The organism is Pseudomonas zeae (assembly GCF_014268485.2).
Lineage (GTDB): Bacteria > Pseudomonadota > Gammaproteobacteria > Pseudomonadales > Pseudomonadaceae > Aquipseudomonas > Aquipseudomonas neuropathica.
In genome coordinates this window covers 3,995,277-4,010,675 of sequence record NZ_CP077090.1, presented here as the reverse complement: position 1 = coordinate 4,010,675, position 15,399 = coordinate 3,995,277, and the positions used below count along the sequence as shown (strand labels likewise).

The 15,399-nt window shown below is 60.5% G+C and carries 18 protein-coding genes and 1 riboswitch; of the genes, 4 read left to right on the top strand and 14 right to left on the bottom strand.

Going from position 1 to position 15,399, the window contains the following annotated elements; genetic code table 11:
• Window positions 1-7: 7 nt before the first annotated feature.
• Both HU754_RS17500 and HU754_RS17495 read right to left on the bottom strand, forming a co-directional pair.
• A complete protein-coding gene (locus HU754_RS17500) occupies window positions 8-1,021 on the bottom strand; it encodes an ABC transporter substrate-binding protein (RefSeq protein ID WP_186624243.1) in 1,014 nt (337 codons plus the stop codon).
• 144 nt (window positions 1,022-1,165) lie between these two features.
• A riboswitch (cobalamin riboswitch) is annotated at window positions 1,166-1,359 on the bottom strand.
• A 42-nt stretch (window positions 1,360-1,401) separates the two neighbouring features.
• Window positions 1,402-2,337: a Ppx/GppA family phosphatase gene (locus tag HU754_RS17495; protein ID WP_186624244.1), complete on the bottom strand. Its 936-nt coding sequence runs from the start codon at window positions 2,335-2,337 to the stop codon at window positions 1,402-1,404.
• Between the two features lie 8 nt (window positions 2,338-2,345).
• Here HU754_RS17495 and HU754_RS17490 point away from each other — a divergent pair, with 8 nt between their 5' ends.
• From HU754_RS17490 to map, 3 genes are read left to right on the top strand one after another with little or no spacing between them, the layout of a single operon-like run.
• A complete protein-coding gene (locus tag HU754_RS17490; RefSeq protein ID WP_186624245.1) occupies window positions 2,346-2,585 on the top strand; it encodes a hypothetical protein in 240 nt (79 codons plus the stop codon).
• Window positions 2,586-2,632: 47 nt separating this feature from the next.
• Window positions 2,633-2,860, top strand: a complete 228-nt coding sequence (locus tag HU754_RS17485) for a ParD-like family protein (protein ID WP_007918027.1) — start codon at window positions 2,633-2,635, stop codon at window positions 2,858-2,860.
• Complete coding sequence (gene map, locus HU754_RS17480; protein ID WP_186624246.1) at window positions 2,857-3,648, top strand: type I methionyl aminopeptidase; 792 nt, start codon at window positions 2,857-2,859, stop codon at window positions 3,646-3,648. The genes HU754_RS17485 and map overlap by 4 nt, the downstream gene beginning before the upstream one ends.
• A gap of 315 nt (window positions 3,649-3,963) precedes the next feature.
• Here map and HU754_RS17475 read toward each other — a convergent pair whose 3' ends face one another.
• From HU754_RS17475 to ribBA, 5 genes are all read right to left on the bottom strand, one after another.
• Entirely contained in the window at window positions 3,964-5,118 is a 1,155-nt protein-coding gene (locus tag HU754_RS17475) for an ABC transporter ATP-binding protein (RefSeq protein WP_186624247.1), read from the bottom strand.
• Window positions 5,119-5,135: 17 nt separating this feature from the next.
• Window positions 5,136-5,945 (bottom strand): ABC transporter permease, encoded by an 810-nt coding sequence (locus HU754_RS17470; RefSeq protein WP_007918021.1) that lies wholly within the window; start codon window positions 5,943-5,945, stop codon window positions 5,136-5,138.
• Between the two features lie 6 nt (window positions 5,946-5,951).
• Entirely contained in the window at window positions 5,952-6,899 is a 948-nt protein-coding gene (locus HU754_RS17465; RefSeq protein WP_186624282.1) for an ABC transporter permease, read from the bottom strand.
• Window positions 6,896-7,921 carry an ABC transporter substrate-binding protein gene (locus HU754_RS17460; protein WP_186624248.1) on the bottom strand — a complete coding sequence of 342 codons (1,026 nt, stop codon included), beginning with the start codon at window positions 7,919-7,921 and terminating at the stop codon, window positions 6,896-6,898. Before HU754_RS17460 ends, HU754_RS17465 begins: the two co-directional genes overlap by 4 nt.
• 380 nt (window positions 7,922-8,301) lie before the next feature.
• Window positions 8,302-9,411, bottom strand: a complete 1,110-nt coding sequence (gene ribBA / locus HU754_RS17455; protein WP_095050094.1) for a bifunctional 3,4-dihydroxy-2-butanone-4-phosphate synthase/GTP cyclohydrolase II — start codon at window positions 9,409-9,411, stop codon at window positions 8,302-8,304.
• Window positions 9,412-9,479: 68 nt separating this feature from the next.
• On the opposite strand from ribBA, the gene HU754_RS17450 reads away from it, so the two are divergent.
• Window positions 9,480-9,776, top strand: a complete 297-nt coding sequence (locus HU754_RS17450; protein ID WP_186624249.1) for a DUF1330 domain-containing protein — start codon at window positions 9,480-9,482, stop codon at window positions 9,774-9,776.
• A gap of 124 nt (window positions 9,777-9,900) precedes the next feature.
• On the opposite strand, the gene HU754_RS17445 is transcribed toward HU754_RS17450, so the two are convergent.
• The 7 genes from HU754_RS17445 to HU754_RS17415 form a co-directional block, all read right to left on the bottom strand.
• Window positions 9,901-10,464 (bottom strand): NUDIX hydrolase, encoded by a 564-nt coding sequence (locus HU754_RS17445; RefSeq protein WP_186624250.1) that lies wholly within the window; start codon window positions 10,462-10,464, stop codon window positions 9,901-9,903.
• 1 nt (window position 10,465) lies between these two features.
• The gene (locus tag HU754_RS17440; protein WP_116256671.1) at window positions 10,466-11,218 is read right to left on the bottom strand and encodes a GntR family transcriptional regulator; all 753 of its coding nucleotides are present in this window, start codon (window positions 11,216-11,218) and stop codon (window positions 10,466-10,468) included.
• 42 nt (window positions 11,219-11,260) lie between these two features.
• Entirely contained in the window at window positions 11,261-11,665 is a 405-nt protein-coding gene (locus HU754_RS17435) for a carboxymuconolactone decarboxylase family protein (protein ID WP_034155594.1), read from the bottom strand.
• 135 nt (window positions 11,666-11,800) lie between these two features.
• On the bottom strand, window positions 11,801-12,286 hold the full coding sequence (locus HU754_RS17430) for a flavin reductase family protein (protein WP_093437777.1): 486 nt from the start codon (window positions 12,284-12,286) through the stop codon (window positions 11,801-11,803).
• Window positions 12,287-12,298: 12 nt separating this feature from the next.
• Window positions 12,299-13,780, bottom strand: coding sequence for an aldehyde dehydrogenase (locus HU754_RS17425; RefSeq protein ID WP_093437780.1), 1,482 nt, complete (start codon window positions 13,778-13,780; stop codon window positions 12,299-12,301).
• Window positions 13,777-14,610: an alpha/beta fold hydrolase gene (locus tag HU754_RS17420; RefSeq protein WP_186624251.1), complete on the bottom strand. Its 834-nt coding sequence runs from the start codon at window positions 14,608-14,610 to the stop codon at window positions 13,777-13,779. The genes HU754_RS17425 and HU754_RS17420 overlap by 4 nt, the downstream gene beginning before the upstream one ends.
• 31 nt (window positions 14,611-14,641) lie before the next feature.
• Window positions 14,642-15,232, bottom strand: a complete 591-nt coding sequence (locus HU754_RS17415) for an amino acid synthesis family protein (protein ID WP_007917992.1) — start codon at window positions 15,230-15,232, stop codon at window positions 14,642-14,644.
• Window positions 15,233-15,399 lie beyond the last annotated feature (167 nt).

Sequence of the window (15,399 nt, the reverse complement as noted above, 5' to 3'; positions counted from 1 at the left end):
CTGGCACTCATTGCGACAGGTCATAGCCGTTGATGGCCGTGGCCAATTGTTCGATGCCCTCGAACATGCGCAGGCTCGCCTGCAGGGCCATGGCGTCGACAATGATGATGCGGTTGTGTTTCACCGCGTCCATGTTGCGCGTCACCGGATCGCTGCGCAGGAAGGCGAGTTTCTTTTCATAGTCGTCGGCGGGGAAACGTCGACGATCCATGCGCGCGATGACCAGGAAGGTCGGATTGGCCTTGGCGATGGTTTCCCAACCGACGGTTGGCCACTCCTCATCGGACGCCACCACGTTGCGCACGCCGAGGGTGCTGAGCATGAAATCGGGAACGCCTTTGTGCCCGGCCACGAACGGCTCGATGTCCATTTGTGCGCTGGAGAACCACACCAGCGCGCTGGCGTCTTTGAGCTGTTTGCCTTGGGCGGTGGCAATCGATTTGGCGAGACTTGCCTTGAGTTGATCATTGAGCTGCTGGCCACGCTCCTGAACATCGAAGATCTGCGCCAGTTGGCTCACGCTTTTGTAAATCGTCTCGATGTGAAACGGCGCCAGTCGCGTGCCATCGGCGCCGACGAGGTTGTCCTTGGCTTCGCAATCGGAAGGCAGCAGGTACGTTGGAATCTTCAGTTCATGAAACTGCTCGCGAGTGCCCACCGCGCCTTGCGGGCCGACCATCCATTCCAGTTCCACGGCGACCAGTTCCGGACGCTTGCCGATTACCGACTCGAAACTCGGTTCGTTGTCAGCCAGACGCTCGATCTTGTCATCCTGCGCTTTGTATTTGGCCAGCACATTGTTGAACCACAACGAGGTGCCGACGACTTTGTCGCCCAGGCCCATGGCGTAGAGCATCTCCGTGCCGGCCTGGCCGATGGTCACGGTGCGCGTCGGTGCGTGCTGGAAGGTCAGGGTGCTGCCGCAGTTCTCCACCGTCAGTGGATAGACAGTCGGTGCCGCCTGCGCCAGGGCGCCAAGGCTCAGGCCGGTAATGAGGGTGGCAACGCGGGGCAGCAGCATGGGGCAGTCTCCAGGGGAACCGTACGGGGAGCGGGAGAGTACGGTCTGGAAACACACCATCGAACGCGGTCAGGAAAACAGCGCAAGGCCGGGCAGCCAACGAAGACGCGCACGGCACGATGTCCTTCCCGGACACCCCGCCGGTTAGTAATCACTGTGCCGGCAGGTCTCCTGACTGATGCGTCATCGCCTGGCTCCGGCCTTCCCGGGATTCACCCAGTGGCAGTCGTGGAGCAGGCTCGGCACCTACAGTTGCGGGGGCAGTTCCGGTCAATGCTGTGCAAGCACCCCGGATTCCCTATTAGTCCCGTTCGGGAACCAGCGGCGGCATGTTAGTCGATCAAGCCGCTGAAGGGGAGACGAATCTGTTGCGGCGAGGATTAGTGCTGGCTCATCAAACCGTGCAACACGCCCAGACGCAGGCCCGGTTCCGACGGCAGCATTTGTGCGATACCGAATACTTTGAATGCCGCCAGCATTAACACCAGACCGCCGGGCAGAATGCTCTGGCGGTGTGGTTGCAGGCCTGCGAGCTTGAGCTGTTGCACGTTGTTTACCTTCAACAACAGCAGCGACAGGCGCAGCAGGCCGCCGTAGGTGATGCCGTCCTCGCCGAAGTCGTTGAGGCGATTGGTCTTGAGCACTTTGGCCAGCATGCGCGCGGTGCCTGACGAACCGATCGTCTGCTGCCAGCCTTGCGCGCGATAGCGCTTGGCGACGTGTTCAAACTGCAGGATGGCGAAGCGTTCAGCCTCCTGTAGCGCGCCGGCGGACACATCGCCGCCGCGAAAGAATCGCGTGCTCAAGGTACCGCTGCCGATGGCGATGCTTTCGGTTAACAAGGGTTGTGAACCCTGGCCGAGGATCAGCTCGGTGGAACCGCCGCCGATGTCGACCACCAGGCGCAGGTCGTCGGCGCTGGGCAAGGCGTGAGTTACGCCGGCGTAGACCAGCCGCGCCTCTTCATGCCCGCAAATGACGTCGATGGGAAAGCCCAGATGCCGCTCGGCACTGGCCAGAAAAAGTTGCGCGTTGTCCGCTTCACGCACCGCGCTGGTGGCCACCGCACGAACCCGGCCGGCCTCGAAACCACGCAGCTTCTTGCCGAACCGCGCCAACGCCTGCCAGCCGCGATCCAGTGCCAGTGCATCCAGTGCACCACCGTCAAAGCCCTCGGCGAGGCGCACCGGTTCGCGCAGGGTTTTCACCTCCTGAATTTGCAAGCCTTTGCGGCTGCGCACCGACTGGCCGATCATCAGGCGAAAGGCGTTCGAACCCAGGTCGATGGCGGCAAACAGCGAGGCGTCGTCTTTCATGGGAATCCTTGCAGAGCATCCGTCGCGAGGCTCAAGACGGTTTGCGAGGATTCTGCCGTGATCTTGATGACATCCTGATGACTGGGGCGGGGCGGTTGAATGAATTTGCGACTGTCACGACACTGTCATTATCCGGCGTCTATGCTGAGGCCAATACATCGCGTGTTCTTAAAGTTTTTGCTGCCAGTTTTGGCAGCTTTTTTTTGCCTGCGATTTGGCAACGCCGCGAAATTTGCAATTTCCCATGAGGCTTGGCTAATATACGATCCATATACACATCGTATCGGATTCATATATGGGCATCGTAAAGATTTCAGAGGACATGCACGAGAACCTGCGTATCTCCAGCAACGCCCTCAGCCGCTCGATCAACGCGCAGGCCGAGCACTGGATGCGCATCGGCATGCTCGCCGAGCTGCACCCCAACCTCGACCACAGCGCCATTTGCCGCTTGCTGATCCGCGCCGAACAGAACGGCGGGCTGGATCTGCAACAACTGACTCAGGAAGCCGTCAGCGCATGAGAAACCAGATCAAGATCAACACCCCGGCCGACATCGCGCAATCGCGTGCTGCCGGCAAACTCGCCGCTGAAGTGCTGGCCATGCTGGTGCCGCATGTGAAGGCCGGCGTCACCACTGATCAGCTCGATCAACTGTGCAATGACTACATCGTCAATGTGCAGAAAGCAGTGCCGGCCAACGTCGGTTATCACGGCTTTCCGAAAACCGTCTGCGCCTCGGTCAACGACGTGGTGTGCCATGGCATCCCATCGGGCACGCTGCTGAAGGATGGCGATATCGTCAACCTCGACATCGCCGTGATCAAGGACGGCTGGTTCGGTGATACCAGCCGCATGTACGTGGTCGGTGATGCGACGCCTGAAGCGCAGCACCTGATCAAGACCACCTACGAGGCGATGTGCGCGGGCATCCGCGTGGTGAAACCGGGCGCCACGCTGGGCGATATCGGCCATGCGATCCAGAGCCTGGCGGAGAAAGAAGGCTTCAGCGTGGTGCGCGAGTACTGCGGGCACGGGATTGGCAAGGTCTATCACGATGAGCCGCAGATCCTGCATTACGGCTTTCCGAATCAGGGCATGAAGCTCAAGGCCGGGATGATTTTTACCGTGGAGCCGATGCTCAATGCCGGCAAGCGTCATGTGAAGAATATGCCGGATGGCTGGACGGTGCTGACCAAGGATGGCTCGTTGTCGGCGCAGTGGGAGCATATGGTTGCGGTGACGGAGACGGGGTTTGAGATCTTGACCGCGTGGCCAGACGAGATAGAAGGCTACCGCGCTATTGTCTGATACCGCGTCGACTGTTTCCCTCACCCTAGCCCTCTCCCAGAGGGAGAGGGGACCGACCGAGGTGGTCTTTCGAGGTACGCCGACTTGGGATACCGAGTCGAACTCGGGTTTTGAACAGCACGGGGATTGGCTCCCTCACCCTAACCCTCTCCAGAGGGAGAGGGGACTGATTGAGGTGGTCTTTCGAGGTGCGCCGACTTGGGATACCGAGTCGAACTCGGGTTTTGAACAGCATGAAGATCGGCTCCCTTTCCCCCTCGCCCCCCTGGGGGAGAGGGCTGGGGTGAGGGGGTAGATCCCACAGACAACACGCTATCAGTGAGAACCCGCAGCCTTGTTCAGGTCGCTGTCCGTCCATTCGGTGTAAACGCAGGCGTCAGCGGTAGCCCAGCGTACTTGCACCGGATCGCCAGCCTTGAGCGGCATGCCGGCGGCGGACAACGCTTTCACCGTCATCGAAGTGCCGCCCGAAGTGACCACACTGCAGGTCTGGCTCTCACCGAGAAACAGCACTTCCACAACCTTCGCTGAAACCTCATTCCAACCCGACGGCAACGGTTCGCTGATCGCTTGCGCCACGCTCAACGCCAAGGCTTTTTCCGGCCGCACCATCAGCAACACATCCTGATCCGTATGCAACCCAGCGGTCAGTCGAATCGACAATGACTGTCCTTCAAACGAAGCCGCCGCATTGCCCTGCGCCTTGAGCTTGAGGAAGTTCGAATTGCCCAGGAACGACGCCACAAACGCATTCGGCGGATTCTGATAAAGGTCATAACCGCTGCCCAATCCAACAATCTTGCCGTGACTGAAAATCGCAATGCGCTGCGACAAACGCATGGCTTCTTCCTGGTCGTGGGTCACGTAAACAATGGTGATGCCCAGGCGACGATGCAGTTGGCGCAGTTCATCCTGCAGATCTTCACGCAGCTTTTTATCCAGCGCACCGAGCGGTTCATCCATCAGCAGGATGCGTGGTTCGTAAACCAGCGCCCGGGCAATGGCGACACGTTGCTGCTGGCCGCCAGACAGTTGCGAAGGGCGGCGATGGGCGAACTGTTCGAGCTGGACCAGTTTCAACATCGCGTCGACACGTTTGTCACGTTCGGCGGCGGCCAGTTTGCGGATCGCCAGCGGAAAGGCGATGTTGTCGCGCACCGACAGATGCGGGAACAGCGAATAACGCTGGAACACCATGCCGATGTCACGCTTGTGCGGAGGCACATTCACCAGCGACTGACCGTTGACGAGGATCTCGCCGCTGCTCGGCGTTTCAAATCCGGCGAGCATCGACAGCGTGGTGCTTTTGCCCGAGCCGCTGGAGCCGAGGAAGGTGAGGAATTCACCGTCCTTGATGTCCAGCGAAATGTTGTCGACGGCGGCAAAATCGCCGTAGTGCTTGTTCAGGTTGCGCAGGCTGACCGGGGGTTTGTCGTTCTGCTGGGAGGCGTCTTTGATCACGGCACTCATGTCGTACTCCTGGGCGCTCAGGCGCTGATTTCGTTGCGCCGGCGCAGCGCGGCGGCGATGACCATGACCAATACCGACAAGCCGATCAGCAGCGTCGAAGCGACGGCGATCACTGGCGTCAGGTCCTGGCGCAAGGTGGTCCACATTTTCACGGGAAGGGTTTGCAGGGTCGGGCTGGCCATCATCACGCTGAGCACCACTTCGTCCCACGAAACGAGGAAGGCGAAGAGGGCGCCGGCAACCATGCCCGGACGAATCGCCGGGAATGTCACTTTGAACACCGCTTGCAGGCGTGAAGCACCACAAATCACCGCCGCGTCTTCAATCGACTGATCAAACAACTTCAGCGAGTTGATGATCGAGATGATGGTAAACGGCAGCGCGACGATCACATGGCTGACGACAAACGCGAACATCGTCCCGGTGTAACCGAGCTTGAGAAACAGCGCGTACACCGCCACGGCGATGATCACCAGCGGCACGATCATCGGCAGGGTGAACAGGCCGTAGAGCATTTCCCGACCGGGAAAACGCCCGCGAACCAGCGCAAACGCGGTCGGCAAACCGAGGGCCACGGCGCAGATCGTGGTCAGCACAGCGACCTTGAGGCTGGCCGCTGCGGCGTTCATCCAATCGGGGTTGGAGAAGAACTGGCCGTACCATTTCAGCGTCCAGCCCGGTGGCGGGAACACCAGCCACTGCGAGGAGCCGAACGACAGCAGCACGATAAACACGATCGGCAACAGCAGGAACAGACCGATCAGCCCGGTGGTGGCGTAGAGGCCGAAGCGCATGCGCCGGCTCATCGCATTGGGGGTCAGGAGCATGTCGGCTTACCTCGCGTTACTGGCGCCAACCGGGGATTCCGGCTGAAGCTTCAGGTAGAAGTAGAACAGCACCAAAGTGATCGCGATCAGCAACGCAGCGCCGGCACTGGCCAGGCCCCAGTTGAGGAACGATTGCACCTGCTGAATGATGAACTCCGGCAGCATCATGTTCTGCGCGCCGCCGAGCAGCGCCGGGGTCACGTAGTAACCGAGCGACATGACGAACACCATCAAGCCACCGGAGGCCAGACCCGGCCGGCACAGCGGCAGGAACACCCGGAAGAAGTTGCTCCACGGGCTGGCGCCGCAAATCGAACCGGCCTGCAGAATCATCGGGTCGATGGCCTGCATGGTTGCCTGCAACGGCAGGACGATGAACGGGATCATGATGTAGCTCATGCCGATCACTACGCCGGTGAGGTTGTGGACCATTTCCAGCGGCTGATCGATGATGCCCATCGCCATCAGAGCCTTGTTGATCACGCCCGACGCTTGCAGCAGCACCAGCCACGAATACGTGCGGGCGAGCAGGCTGGTCCACATCGACAGCAGCACGATGTTGAGAATCCAGCGTCCCCAGCCGCGCGGCACCAAGGTGATCGCCCAAGCCAGCGGAAAGCCCAGCAACAGGCTGAACAGCGTTACCAGCCCGGCCACCGAGAAGGTGTTGAGCAGCACTCGGGCGTACGCCGAGTTGGCGAACAGTTGTTCATAGTTGCCAAGGCCCGGGGTCGGTTCGAGCACGCCGCGCAACAGCAGGCCAATCAACGGCGCGAGAAAGAACAGGCCGATGAACAACAGCGCCGGGGCGAGGTTGCCGACGCCGCGCCAGCGTTGTCTGAGGGACGGGGCTTGCTGCATCGCAACCGCCTGTGTTCCGTGGGCCGAACCGGCAGCGCTGGTCGCGCTCCCGGTGGCAGTGGAGGGACGGGACGCGGTGGCCGCCATTTTCATTTGACCAGCCATTCGTTCCACCGTGTCGCGATGGCCTGGCCGTTTTTGGCCCAGTACGCGAAATCAAGAGTGATCTGATCCTTAGCGTAGGCAGTCGGCAGGTTGGGGGCCAGCGTCGAATCCAGACGCTCCACACTGTCGAGGTTGACCGGGGCGTAGGCGGTCAGGTTGGAGAAGTCGGCCTGGCCTTTGGCGCCGCTGGCGGCGGCGAGGAACTTCATCGCCGCGTCCTTGTTTTTCGAGCCTTTTGGAATCACCAGAATGTCGGCCATGACCAGATTCTGTTTCCAGCTCACGCCGACCGGTGCGCCGTCTTCTTGCAGGGCGTGAATGCGACCGTTCCAGAACTGGCCCATGCTCGCTTCACCTGACGCCAGCAGTTGCTGCGACTGCGCGCCGCCGCCCCACCAGACGATGTCCTTCTTGATGGTGTCGAGCTTCTTGAAGGCGCGATCCAGATCCAGCGGGTAGAGCTTGTCGGCCGCCACGCCGTCGGCCAGCAGCGCCAGTTCGAGCACGCCAGGGCTTGGCCATTTGTACAGGGCGCGTTTGCCCGGGTAGGTTTTGGTGTCGAACAGGGCGCTCCAATCCTGCGGTTTGTTGGCGCCGAGTTTGCCCTCGTTGTAGCCGAGGACGAAGGAGAAGAAGAACGAGCCGACGCCGTAATCGCTGACGAAACGCGGGTCGATCTTGTCGCGCTGGATGACTTTGAAATCGAGGGGTTCGAGCAGGCCTTCAGCGGCGGCGCGCAGGGCGAAGTCGGCTTCGACATCGACCACGTCCCACTGCACGTTGCCGCTCTCGACCATGGCTTTGAGTTTGCCGTAGTCAGTCGGGCCATCCTGCACGACGGTGATGCCGCTGGCCTTGCTGAACGGATCGGCCCAGGCCTGTTTCTGCGCATCCTGGGTGCTTCCGCCCCAGCTGACGAAGTTCACGCTCTCGGCAGCCATTGCAGCCTGGCCGGTAACGCTGAGCAGTCCCGCAAAAAAGATCGCGGTTGCAGCTTTGTTCAACACCATTTTTACGCCCTCATTGTTGTGTTTTTGAGCGGGCTTGCGTTGTTGCCCGCCTATCGGGAGCAGTAGATGGACGTTCGTTGGAATGTCCGGTCTATGGAATATCATATTATGGTATTCCAAACTTTGTGCAAGCACTTTGCCTTACCGGTTATCTGGCCGGGCGGTTATTTGATGCGTTCGGCTTGAATGTTTTTTGTGAATGTCAGATCCAGCCCCTCACCCCAGCCCTCTCCCTTCGGGAGAGGGGGCCGATTGGAGGCTGTTCAAAACCTGAGTTCGGCTCGGTATCTCAGGTCGGCGTATAGCGACTAAACACCTCGGTCAGCTCCCTCTCCCTACGGGCGGTCCGACGTTTCGGGAGGGCTGGGGTGAGGGCAGCTTCACTCGGTAAACGGAATACTCTCGACCACTTCCAGGTCATAACCTGTCAGGCCGGCGTATTTCAGAGGAGGGCCCAGGTGACGCAACTTGCCAACCCCAAGGTTCTGCAGAATCTGCGCCCCGGTCCCGACCTCCGAATAAATCCGCGATTGCGAACGGCTGAACTGCCTCGGCGGCTGGGTCAACTGCGGCACCCGCTCCAGCAGCGCCTGCGAAGACTCGTGATTGGCCAGCACCACCACAACCCCATGCCCCTCAGCCGCGACCCGTTGCAACGCCGCCCAAAGCGTCCAGTTCGTCGGCCCGCTATATTCCGCGCCAACCAGATCCCGCAGCGGATCGATCACATGCACGCGCACCAGCGTCGGCTCTTCACGGCGCAGATCGCCCATGACCATCGCCATGTGCACGCCGCCCTCGATGCGATCCTCAAAGGTGATCAAGCGAAACGTGCCATGCACCGTCGGCAGCTCCCGTTCGCCGATGCGTTCAATGGTGTGTTCGGTGCTCAGGCGATAGTGGATCAGGTCGGCGATGGTGCCGATCTTGATCCCGTGCTTGCGCGCAAACACTTCCAGATCCGGGCGACGGGCCATGGTGCCGTCGTCGTTCATCACCTCGACGATCACCGAGGCCGGGGTAAAACCGGCCAGACGCGCCAGATCGCAACCGGCCTCGGTGTGACCCGCGCGGGTCAGTACGCCACCTTCCTTGGCGCGCAGCGGGAAGATGTGGCCGGGCTGCACCAGATCTTCAGCGCGGGCATTCGGCGCGACGGCGGCGGCCACGGTGCAAGCGCGATCTGCTGCGGAGATGCCGGTGGTCACGCCAACCGCTGCTTCAATCGATACGGTAAACGCGGTACTGAACACGCTGCCATTGGCCGGCACCATTTGCTCCAGGCCCAAACGCTGGCAATGTTCGTCGGTCAGGGTCAGGCAGATCAGACCGCGCGCTTCGCGGGCCATGAAGCTGATCGCCTCGGGCGTGCAACGGTCGGCGGCCAGCAGCAGGTCGCCTTCGTTTTCGCGGTCTTCGTCATCGACCAGCAAGACCATTTTGCCGAGACGATAATCTTCGATGATTTCTTCGATGCTGTTGAAGGCCATGCTGGACTCTCAGGGTTCGTTGGAAATATATTGGTATACCATAATACAAAATCAACAAAGAGGTCACTATGAAGGCGTACTGGATTGCTCACGTGGATATAGCCGATGCCGATCATTACAGCCAATACACCCAGCGTGCGCCGGCAGCGTTCGCTGCGTTTGGCGCGAAGTTTCTGGCCAGAGGCGGGCGCAGCGAGGCGATGGAAGGGCGCCAGACGCCGCAACGCAGCGTGGTGATCGAGTTCGAGAGCTATGAGAAGGCTGTGGCGTGCTACCACTCAGCGGCGTATCAGGAAGCGAAACGTTATCGCGAGGAATGGGCGAGGGCGGAAATCGTCATCGTTGAAGGCATCGCCCCAATTTAAGCAACACCACTAAACCCCTGTAGGAGTGAGCCTGCTCGCGATAGCTGTGTGTCAGTCGGCAATTCTCTACCTGACACACCGCTATCGCGAGCAGGCTCACTCCTACAAAGAGCGGGTTGCGTTGTCAGCGGATAAAGTGAATCTTGCCGCTATCGTCATTGCCCATGTAGATCCCATACACCCCAGCCTGGCGTTCTTCGATATAGCGCTCGAGAATCTGCCGGATCGCCGGGTAATAGATCTGTTCCCACGGAATCTCTTCCGGCGCGAAGAACTTGTAATCCATAGTCTCCGGCCCGTACTGCCCGGTGATCTCCAGCGCGATCGCACGGAAGATGATGTACACCTCGCTGATCTTCGGCACGCTGAAAATCGAGTACGGCGAGACGATTTCCGCGCGCACACCGCTTTCTTCCCAGACCTCGCGGATGGCCGCTTGCTCTGTGGTCTCGCCGCTTTCCATGAACCCGGCGGGCAGCGTCCAGGTGCCCGGGCGCGGTGGGATCGCGCGTTGGCACAAGAGGTATTTGCCGTCCTGCTCGATGATGCAGCCGGCAATGATCTTCGGATTGACGTAGTGGATGTAGCCGCAGCCGCGGCACATCAGGCGCTCGTGCGTATCGCCCGGCGGCACCTGCTGACCGAGGTCAGGGCCACCGCATTTCGGGCAATAGCTCGGGCTGAACATATCAGTGACCTATACGGGGTTCTTTCAGCGCGATGGGCAGGGTGATGTTCGGCGTGGCGCCGGTCTCTTCCTGTTTGCGCTTGAGGTAGTCGAGCGCCACCGCAGCAGCGGCGCGAACGTGATCGACGCAGGCCTGATGCGCCGCCAGCGGATCGCCGCTCTTGATCGCCTCGACCATTTTTTCCATTTCGTGGTTACTCGCGCCGCGACGGTTTTCCTGGGACACCGAGGTCGCGCGCAGGTAGCTGATGCGCGCCTGCAACTGGCGCAGTTGAGTCGCCGCCACATGGTTGCCCGAACCTTCGAGCAGCACGTCGTAGAAACCCTGCACCGAGTCGATCACTTGCTGCAACTCGCCGTCCTTGAGCGCCTTGCGGTTGTCGTCGAGGGCTTTTTCCAGGGCTTTGATGTCCTTGGCTTTGGCGCGCAGGGTGAACAACTGCACGATCAGGCCTTCAAGTACGCAGCGCAGCTCATAGATGTCGACCGCATCGGCGAGGGTGATGATCGCCACGCGCGGGCCTTTGGCATCGGCGAACTCGACCAGACCTTCGGATTCCAGGTGACGCAAGGCTTCACGCACCGACGTACGGCTTACACCGAGGCGATCGCACAGATCGCGCTCGACCAGACGATCGCCTGGCATGAGCTGGAAATTCATGATCGCGCTACGCAGTTTATCCAGCACGATTTCGCGCAGGGTAACGGGGTTGCGATTGACCTTGAAGCTGTCGTCGAGTGGCTGGCGTTTCATGGGGTCCGCTCTTTAAGTTGGCTGTCCATGCCAGACGGGCATCTAAACAGCCGAGGGGTTAACTGAGGCTTCGGCGTCGGCTTCGGCAAAGGCTTCACGGGCCAGCCGGAAACTGTCCACGGCTGCCGGAACGCCGCAATAAATGCCGACCTGAAGCAGAATTTCGCGTATTTGCTCACGACTCAGGCCGTTACGCAAGGCGCCGCGCACATGCAGCTTGAGTTCATGCGGACGGTTGAGCGCCGAGATCATCGCCAGGTTGATCATGCTGCGCTCCTTGAGCGACAAACCCTCACGCCCCCAGACATGGCCCCAGCAGTATTCGGTAACCATTTCCTGCAGCGGACGGGTGAAGTCGTCGGCGTTCTCTATCGAACGCTGCACGTAGGCTTCGCCGAGCACCTGAGTGCGGATCTTCAGGCCCTTCTCATACTTTTCGTTACTCATCATTCCTCCTGTGACCACGATCCCTTGTAGGAGTGAGCCTGCTCGCGATAGCGGTGGATCAGTCGACATCAATGTTGAATGTCAGTCCGCTATCGCGAGCAGGCTCACTCCTACAGGGGGATTTGTGTGAATCCGTCAGGCCAGAGTCGGCAACGGCCCGAGCTTGCCTTTGTGGTAAATCATCGGCGTCACCGGTTGCGCGGGCAGGATCAGGTTCTTCACCGCGCCAACGATAATCGCGTGATCACCACCATCGTATTCCCGCCACAACTCGCACTCGATGATCGCCGTCGCTTTGGCCAGAATCGGGTTACCGAGTTCGCTCAAATGCCACGCGATGTCCTTGGCCTTGTCCTTGCCTTTACTGGCGAAAGCATAGGCCTCAGCCGTCTGGTCAGCCGACAGCAAATGGATCGCAAATTTCTTGCTGTCACGCAGCACCGGGTAAGTGTCGGAAGCATAGTTGGGACAGAACAACACCAGCGCCGGGTCAATCGACAGCGCGCTAAAAGCGCTGGCGGTGATGCCGACGATCCCACCCTCAGGGTCAAGGGTGGTGACCACCGTGACGCCGGACGGGAACGAGCTCATGACGTCTTTGTAAATGCCGGGTTCGATCATTTCGCAGGACTCCTAGCGCATCACAAACGGATCAGGCATTGGTGCCTGAGAAAGGTTGATCCACACCGTTTTCAGTTCGGTGTAGGCCAGCACCGAATCGATGCCGCTTTCGCGTCCATAGCCACTGTTCTTGAAACCGCCGATCGGGGCCATTGCTGACACCGCGCGGTAGGTGTTGACCCAGATGATCCCGGAGCGCACATCGCGAGCGAGGCGGTGAGCACGGCCCAGATCACGGGTCCAGATGCCAGCCGCCAGGCCGAACTGTGAGTCGTTGGCGATCGCCAGTGCCTCGGCTTCATCCTTGAAGCGAATCACCGACGCCACTGGGCCGAAGACTTCTTCCTGCATGATCTTCATCGAATTGCGGTCGCATTCGAACAGCGTCGGCTCGTAGAACCAGCCTTCGCCAAGATCCGCCGGGCGCTTGCCGCCAGTGCGCAAACGCGCGCCTTCAGCGATGGCGTCGGCGACCAGACCTTCGACCACCGCCAATTGCTGCGCGGTGGCCATCGGGCCCATCTCACTGTGGTCTTCTTGCGGGTTGCCGATGCGAATGCGCTGGGCGCGTTCGACCAGTCGGCTGACGAATTCGTCGTAGATCTCGTCCTGCACCAACAGTCGCGAACCCGACACGCAGCTCTGTCCGGAGGCCGCGTAGATCCCGGCGATCGCGCCGTTGATCGCGCTGTCCAGATCGGCGTCGGCGAAGATGATGTTCGGTGATTTGCCGCCCAGTTCCAGCGACAGCTTGGCGAAGTTCTCGGCGCTGCTGCGCACCACATGCCGTGCTGTCGCCGCGCCGCCGGTGAAGGCAATCTTGCGGATCAGCGGATGGCGGGTGAGGGCGGCGCCAGTGCTTGGGCCGTAACCGGTGACGACGTTGACCACGCCCGGCGGAATCCCGGCTTCGAGCGCCAGACGTGCCAGTTCAAGAATGGTCGCCGAAGCGTGCTCGGACGGCTTGATCACAATCGTATTGCCAGCGGCGAGGGCCGGGGCGAGTTTGATTGCGGTCAGGTACAGCGGGCTGTTCCACGGAATGATCGCGGCGACCACGCCCATTGCTTCGTGCACGGTGTAGGCGAACAGATCCGGCTTATCCAGCGGCAGCGTGCCGCCTTCGAGCTTGTCGGCCAGGCCGGCGGTGTAGTGGAAAAACTCCGGCAGATAGCTGACTTGCCCACGGGTTTCGCGGATCAGTTTGCCGTTGTCGCGGCTTTCCAGCTGCGCCAGTTGTTCTTTATTTTCGGCGATCAAGTCGCCGAGACGGCGCAGCAATTTGCCGCGTGCGGTGGCAGTCAGACCACGCCATGCCGGGCTGTCGAAAGCGGTCTGTGCCGATTGCACGGCACGTTCGACGTCCGCTTCATCGGCGTCGGGCAACTCCGCCCAGGCTTGCGCCGTGGCCGGGTTGAGGCTTTCGAAGGTCTTGCCGGAGAGGGCGTCGACCCATTCTCCGCCGATGCACATCTGGAAGCGTGCGAGTGTCATGCAACGATCCCCTTTATATGGTTTTGTCGGGAGTGTGCGAATTGCAGAAATTCCAGTAGCGTCTGGTTGACCAGGCGCGGCGACTCTACCGGCATCATATGCCGTTGCTCGGCCAGCACTGCAACCTTCGCACCGGGGATGCGTCGGGCCAGTTGCTCGGCCATTTCCGGGGTCGAACCCGGATCGAGTTCACCGGTGGCGATCAGCGTCGGCGCCTGAATGCTGCCCAGGTCGTCGGCGCGGTACATGTCTTGGGTGGCGAACAATTCGTAGGTGGTCAGGTAACCCTGAGGATCATTATTGGCGAGGGTCTGGCGCAATGCGGCGATCTGCGCCGGGTTGGCCGCCTGATACTCGCGGCTGAACCAGCGCGACAACGCCGCTTCGGCATTGGCGTCCGGGCCATGTTCGGCGGCTTGCGCGGTACGGGCGATGACGCCGGCACGCTGTTCTTCGCTGCGGTTGAACACACTGTTCAACACCACCAGGCTTTGCAGGCGCTCCGGGTAATGCAGGGCAAAGGCCCGCGCGACCAGACCGCCCATGGAGAAACCGATCACCGCTGCCTGCGGCAGATTGAGGTGATCGAGCAGCTCCAGCAACTGATCGGCGTAACCGAGCAGGTTGGTGCCGCTGGCCGGTCGCGGGCTGGCGCCATGGCCGAGCATGTCGTAGGCGATCACCCGGTATTGGCTGGACAGACCGACGATCTGCCCGCCCCACATTTCTTTGTTCAGGCCCACGCCGTGGATCAAAACCACGGGCTGGCCTTGGCCGGTCGCCAGGTAACTGGTGCCAGCCGGGGTGAGTTCAGCGGTGAGCCGAATCATGGAGCGCTCCTGCAATGCCTTTTTATTGTGATTACTGGGCTTTTTCGGCGGCCAGTTCTTCCAGATCGATGTAGCGATTGCCAATGCGCGGGTGCAGACGGCCACCGTCAGCGCAACCCAGCACGACAACAATTTCGTCGGCACGCGGCGCGTCTTCGATCTGCATTTCCAGAGTGATGTAGTGCGAACGCTGACCTTCGTCGTCCTTGTGCATCATCGGGATCTGGATCGAAGTGCCCGGGCCGCCGCGCTTGTTGGTGAAGCTCAGGTAGCTCTTGGCGTTGACCGCTTCGCGGTAGTGATTGCCAAAGCGCAGGGTGTGGATCACGGCGGAGGCGTGCTCGATCTCGCCGTCAGCGCCGACCACAGCGGCTTTGCCGTAGGCCTCGATTTTTTCCGCACCGCCGATGATGCCGACCAGACGTTCAACCATCAGCGCGCCGAGGTCGGAGCAGTTGGCACGGATCTGCGGCTTGAGGTCTTCGACGAAACCGTTGCCCACCCAAGGGTTTTTCATCACCACGGCGAGACCAACCATGGTCACCGGCTTGTCAGTGGCTTTGCCGCCTTCGATAAAGGTTTCTTCGACATAGCTGACGATCTTGCGAATTTCGAAACTCATGAGCTGCTCCGTTGGGGGATTAAGAGTGTCTGTGCGTCTGATGGTATACCATAATACCGATCGTGCAAGTCCCTCCGGTAACTTTTGCCGCATCACCCCGGCGAATGGTCATGTATTCAAATCCCAAAGCCCCCACAACTCCCTGTAGGAGTGAGCCTGCTCGCGAT

Bases quoted from the DNA above. Each gene is read 5' to 3' on its own strand.
- HU754_RS17445 (WP_186624250.1), bottom strand. From the start codon at position 10,464: ATGTTCAGCCCGAGCTATTGCCCGAAATGCGGTGGCCCTGACCTCGGT.
- HU754_RS17475 (WP_186624247.1), bottom strand. From the start codon at position 5,118: ATGAGTGCCGTGATCAAAGACGCCTCCCAGCAGAACGACAAACCCCCG.
- ribBA (WP_095050094.1), bottom strand. From the start codon at position 9,411: ATGGCCTTCAACAGCATCGAAGAAATCATCGAAGATTATCGTCTCGGC.
- HU754_RS17500 (WP_186624243.1), bottom strand. From the start codon at position 1,021: ATGCTGCTGCCCCGCGTTGCCACCCTCATTACCGGCCTGAGCCTTGGC.
- HU754_RS17435 (WP_034155594.1), bottom strand. From the start codon at position 11,665: ATGAGTAACGAAAAGTATGAGAAGGGCCTGAAGATCCGCACTCAGGTG.
- HU754_RS17460 (WP_186624248.1), bottom strand. From the start codon at position 7,921: ATGGTGTTGAACAAAGCTGCAACCGCGATCTTTTTTGCGGGACTGCTC.
- HU754_RS17425 (WP_093437780.1), bottom strand. From the start codon at position 13,780: ATGACACTCGCACGCTTCCAGATGTGCATCGGCGGAGAATGGGTCGAC.
- HU754_RS17440 (WP_116256671.1), bottom strand. From the start codon at position 11,218: ATGAAACGCCAGCCACTCGACGACAGCTTCAAGGTCAATCGCAACCCC.
- HU754_RS17495 (WP_186624244.1), bottom strand. From the start codon at position 2,337: ATGAAAGACGACGCCTCGCTGTTTGCCGCCATCGACCTGGGTTCGAAC.
- HU754_RS17485 (WP_007918027.1), top strand. From the start codon at position 2,633: ATGGGCATCGTAAAGATTTCAGAGGACATGCACGAGAACCTGCGTATC.
- HU754_RS17420 (WP_186624251.1), bottom strand. From the start codon at position 14,610: ATGATTCGGCTCACCGCTGAACTCACCCCGGCTGGCACCAGTTACCTG.
- HU754_RS17415 (WP_007917992.1), bottom strand. From the start codon at position 15,232: ATGAGTTTCGAAATTCGCAAGATCGTCAGCTATGTCGAAGAAACCTTT.
- HU754_RS17450 (WP_186624249.1), top strand. From the start codon at position 9,480: ATGAAGGCGTACTGGATTGCTCACGTGGATATAGCCGATGCCGATCAT.
- HU754_RS17430 (WP_093437777.1), bottom strand. From the start codon at position 12,286: ATGATCGAACCCGGCATTTACAAAGACGTCATGAGCTCGTTCCCGTCC.
- HU754_RS17465 (WP_186624282.1), bottom strand. From the start codon at position 6,899: ATGAAAATGGCGGCCACCGCGTCCCGTCCCTCCACTGCCACCGGGAGC.
- HU754_RS17470 (WP_007918021.1), bottom strand. From the start codon at position 5,945: ATGCTCCTGACCCCCAATGCGATGAGCCGGCGCATGCGCTTCGGCCTC.
- map (WP_186624246.1), top strand. From the start codon at position 2,857: ATGAGAAACCAGATCAAGATCAACACCCCGGCCGACATCGCGCAATCG.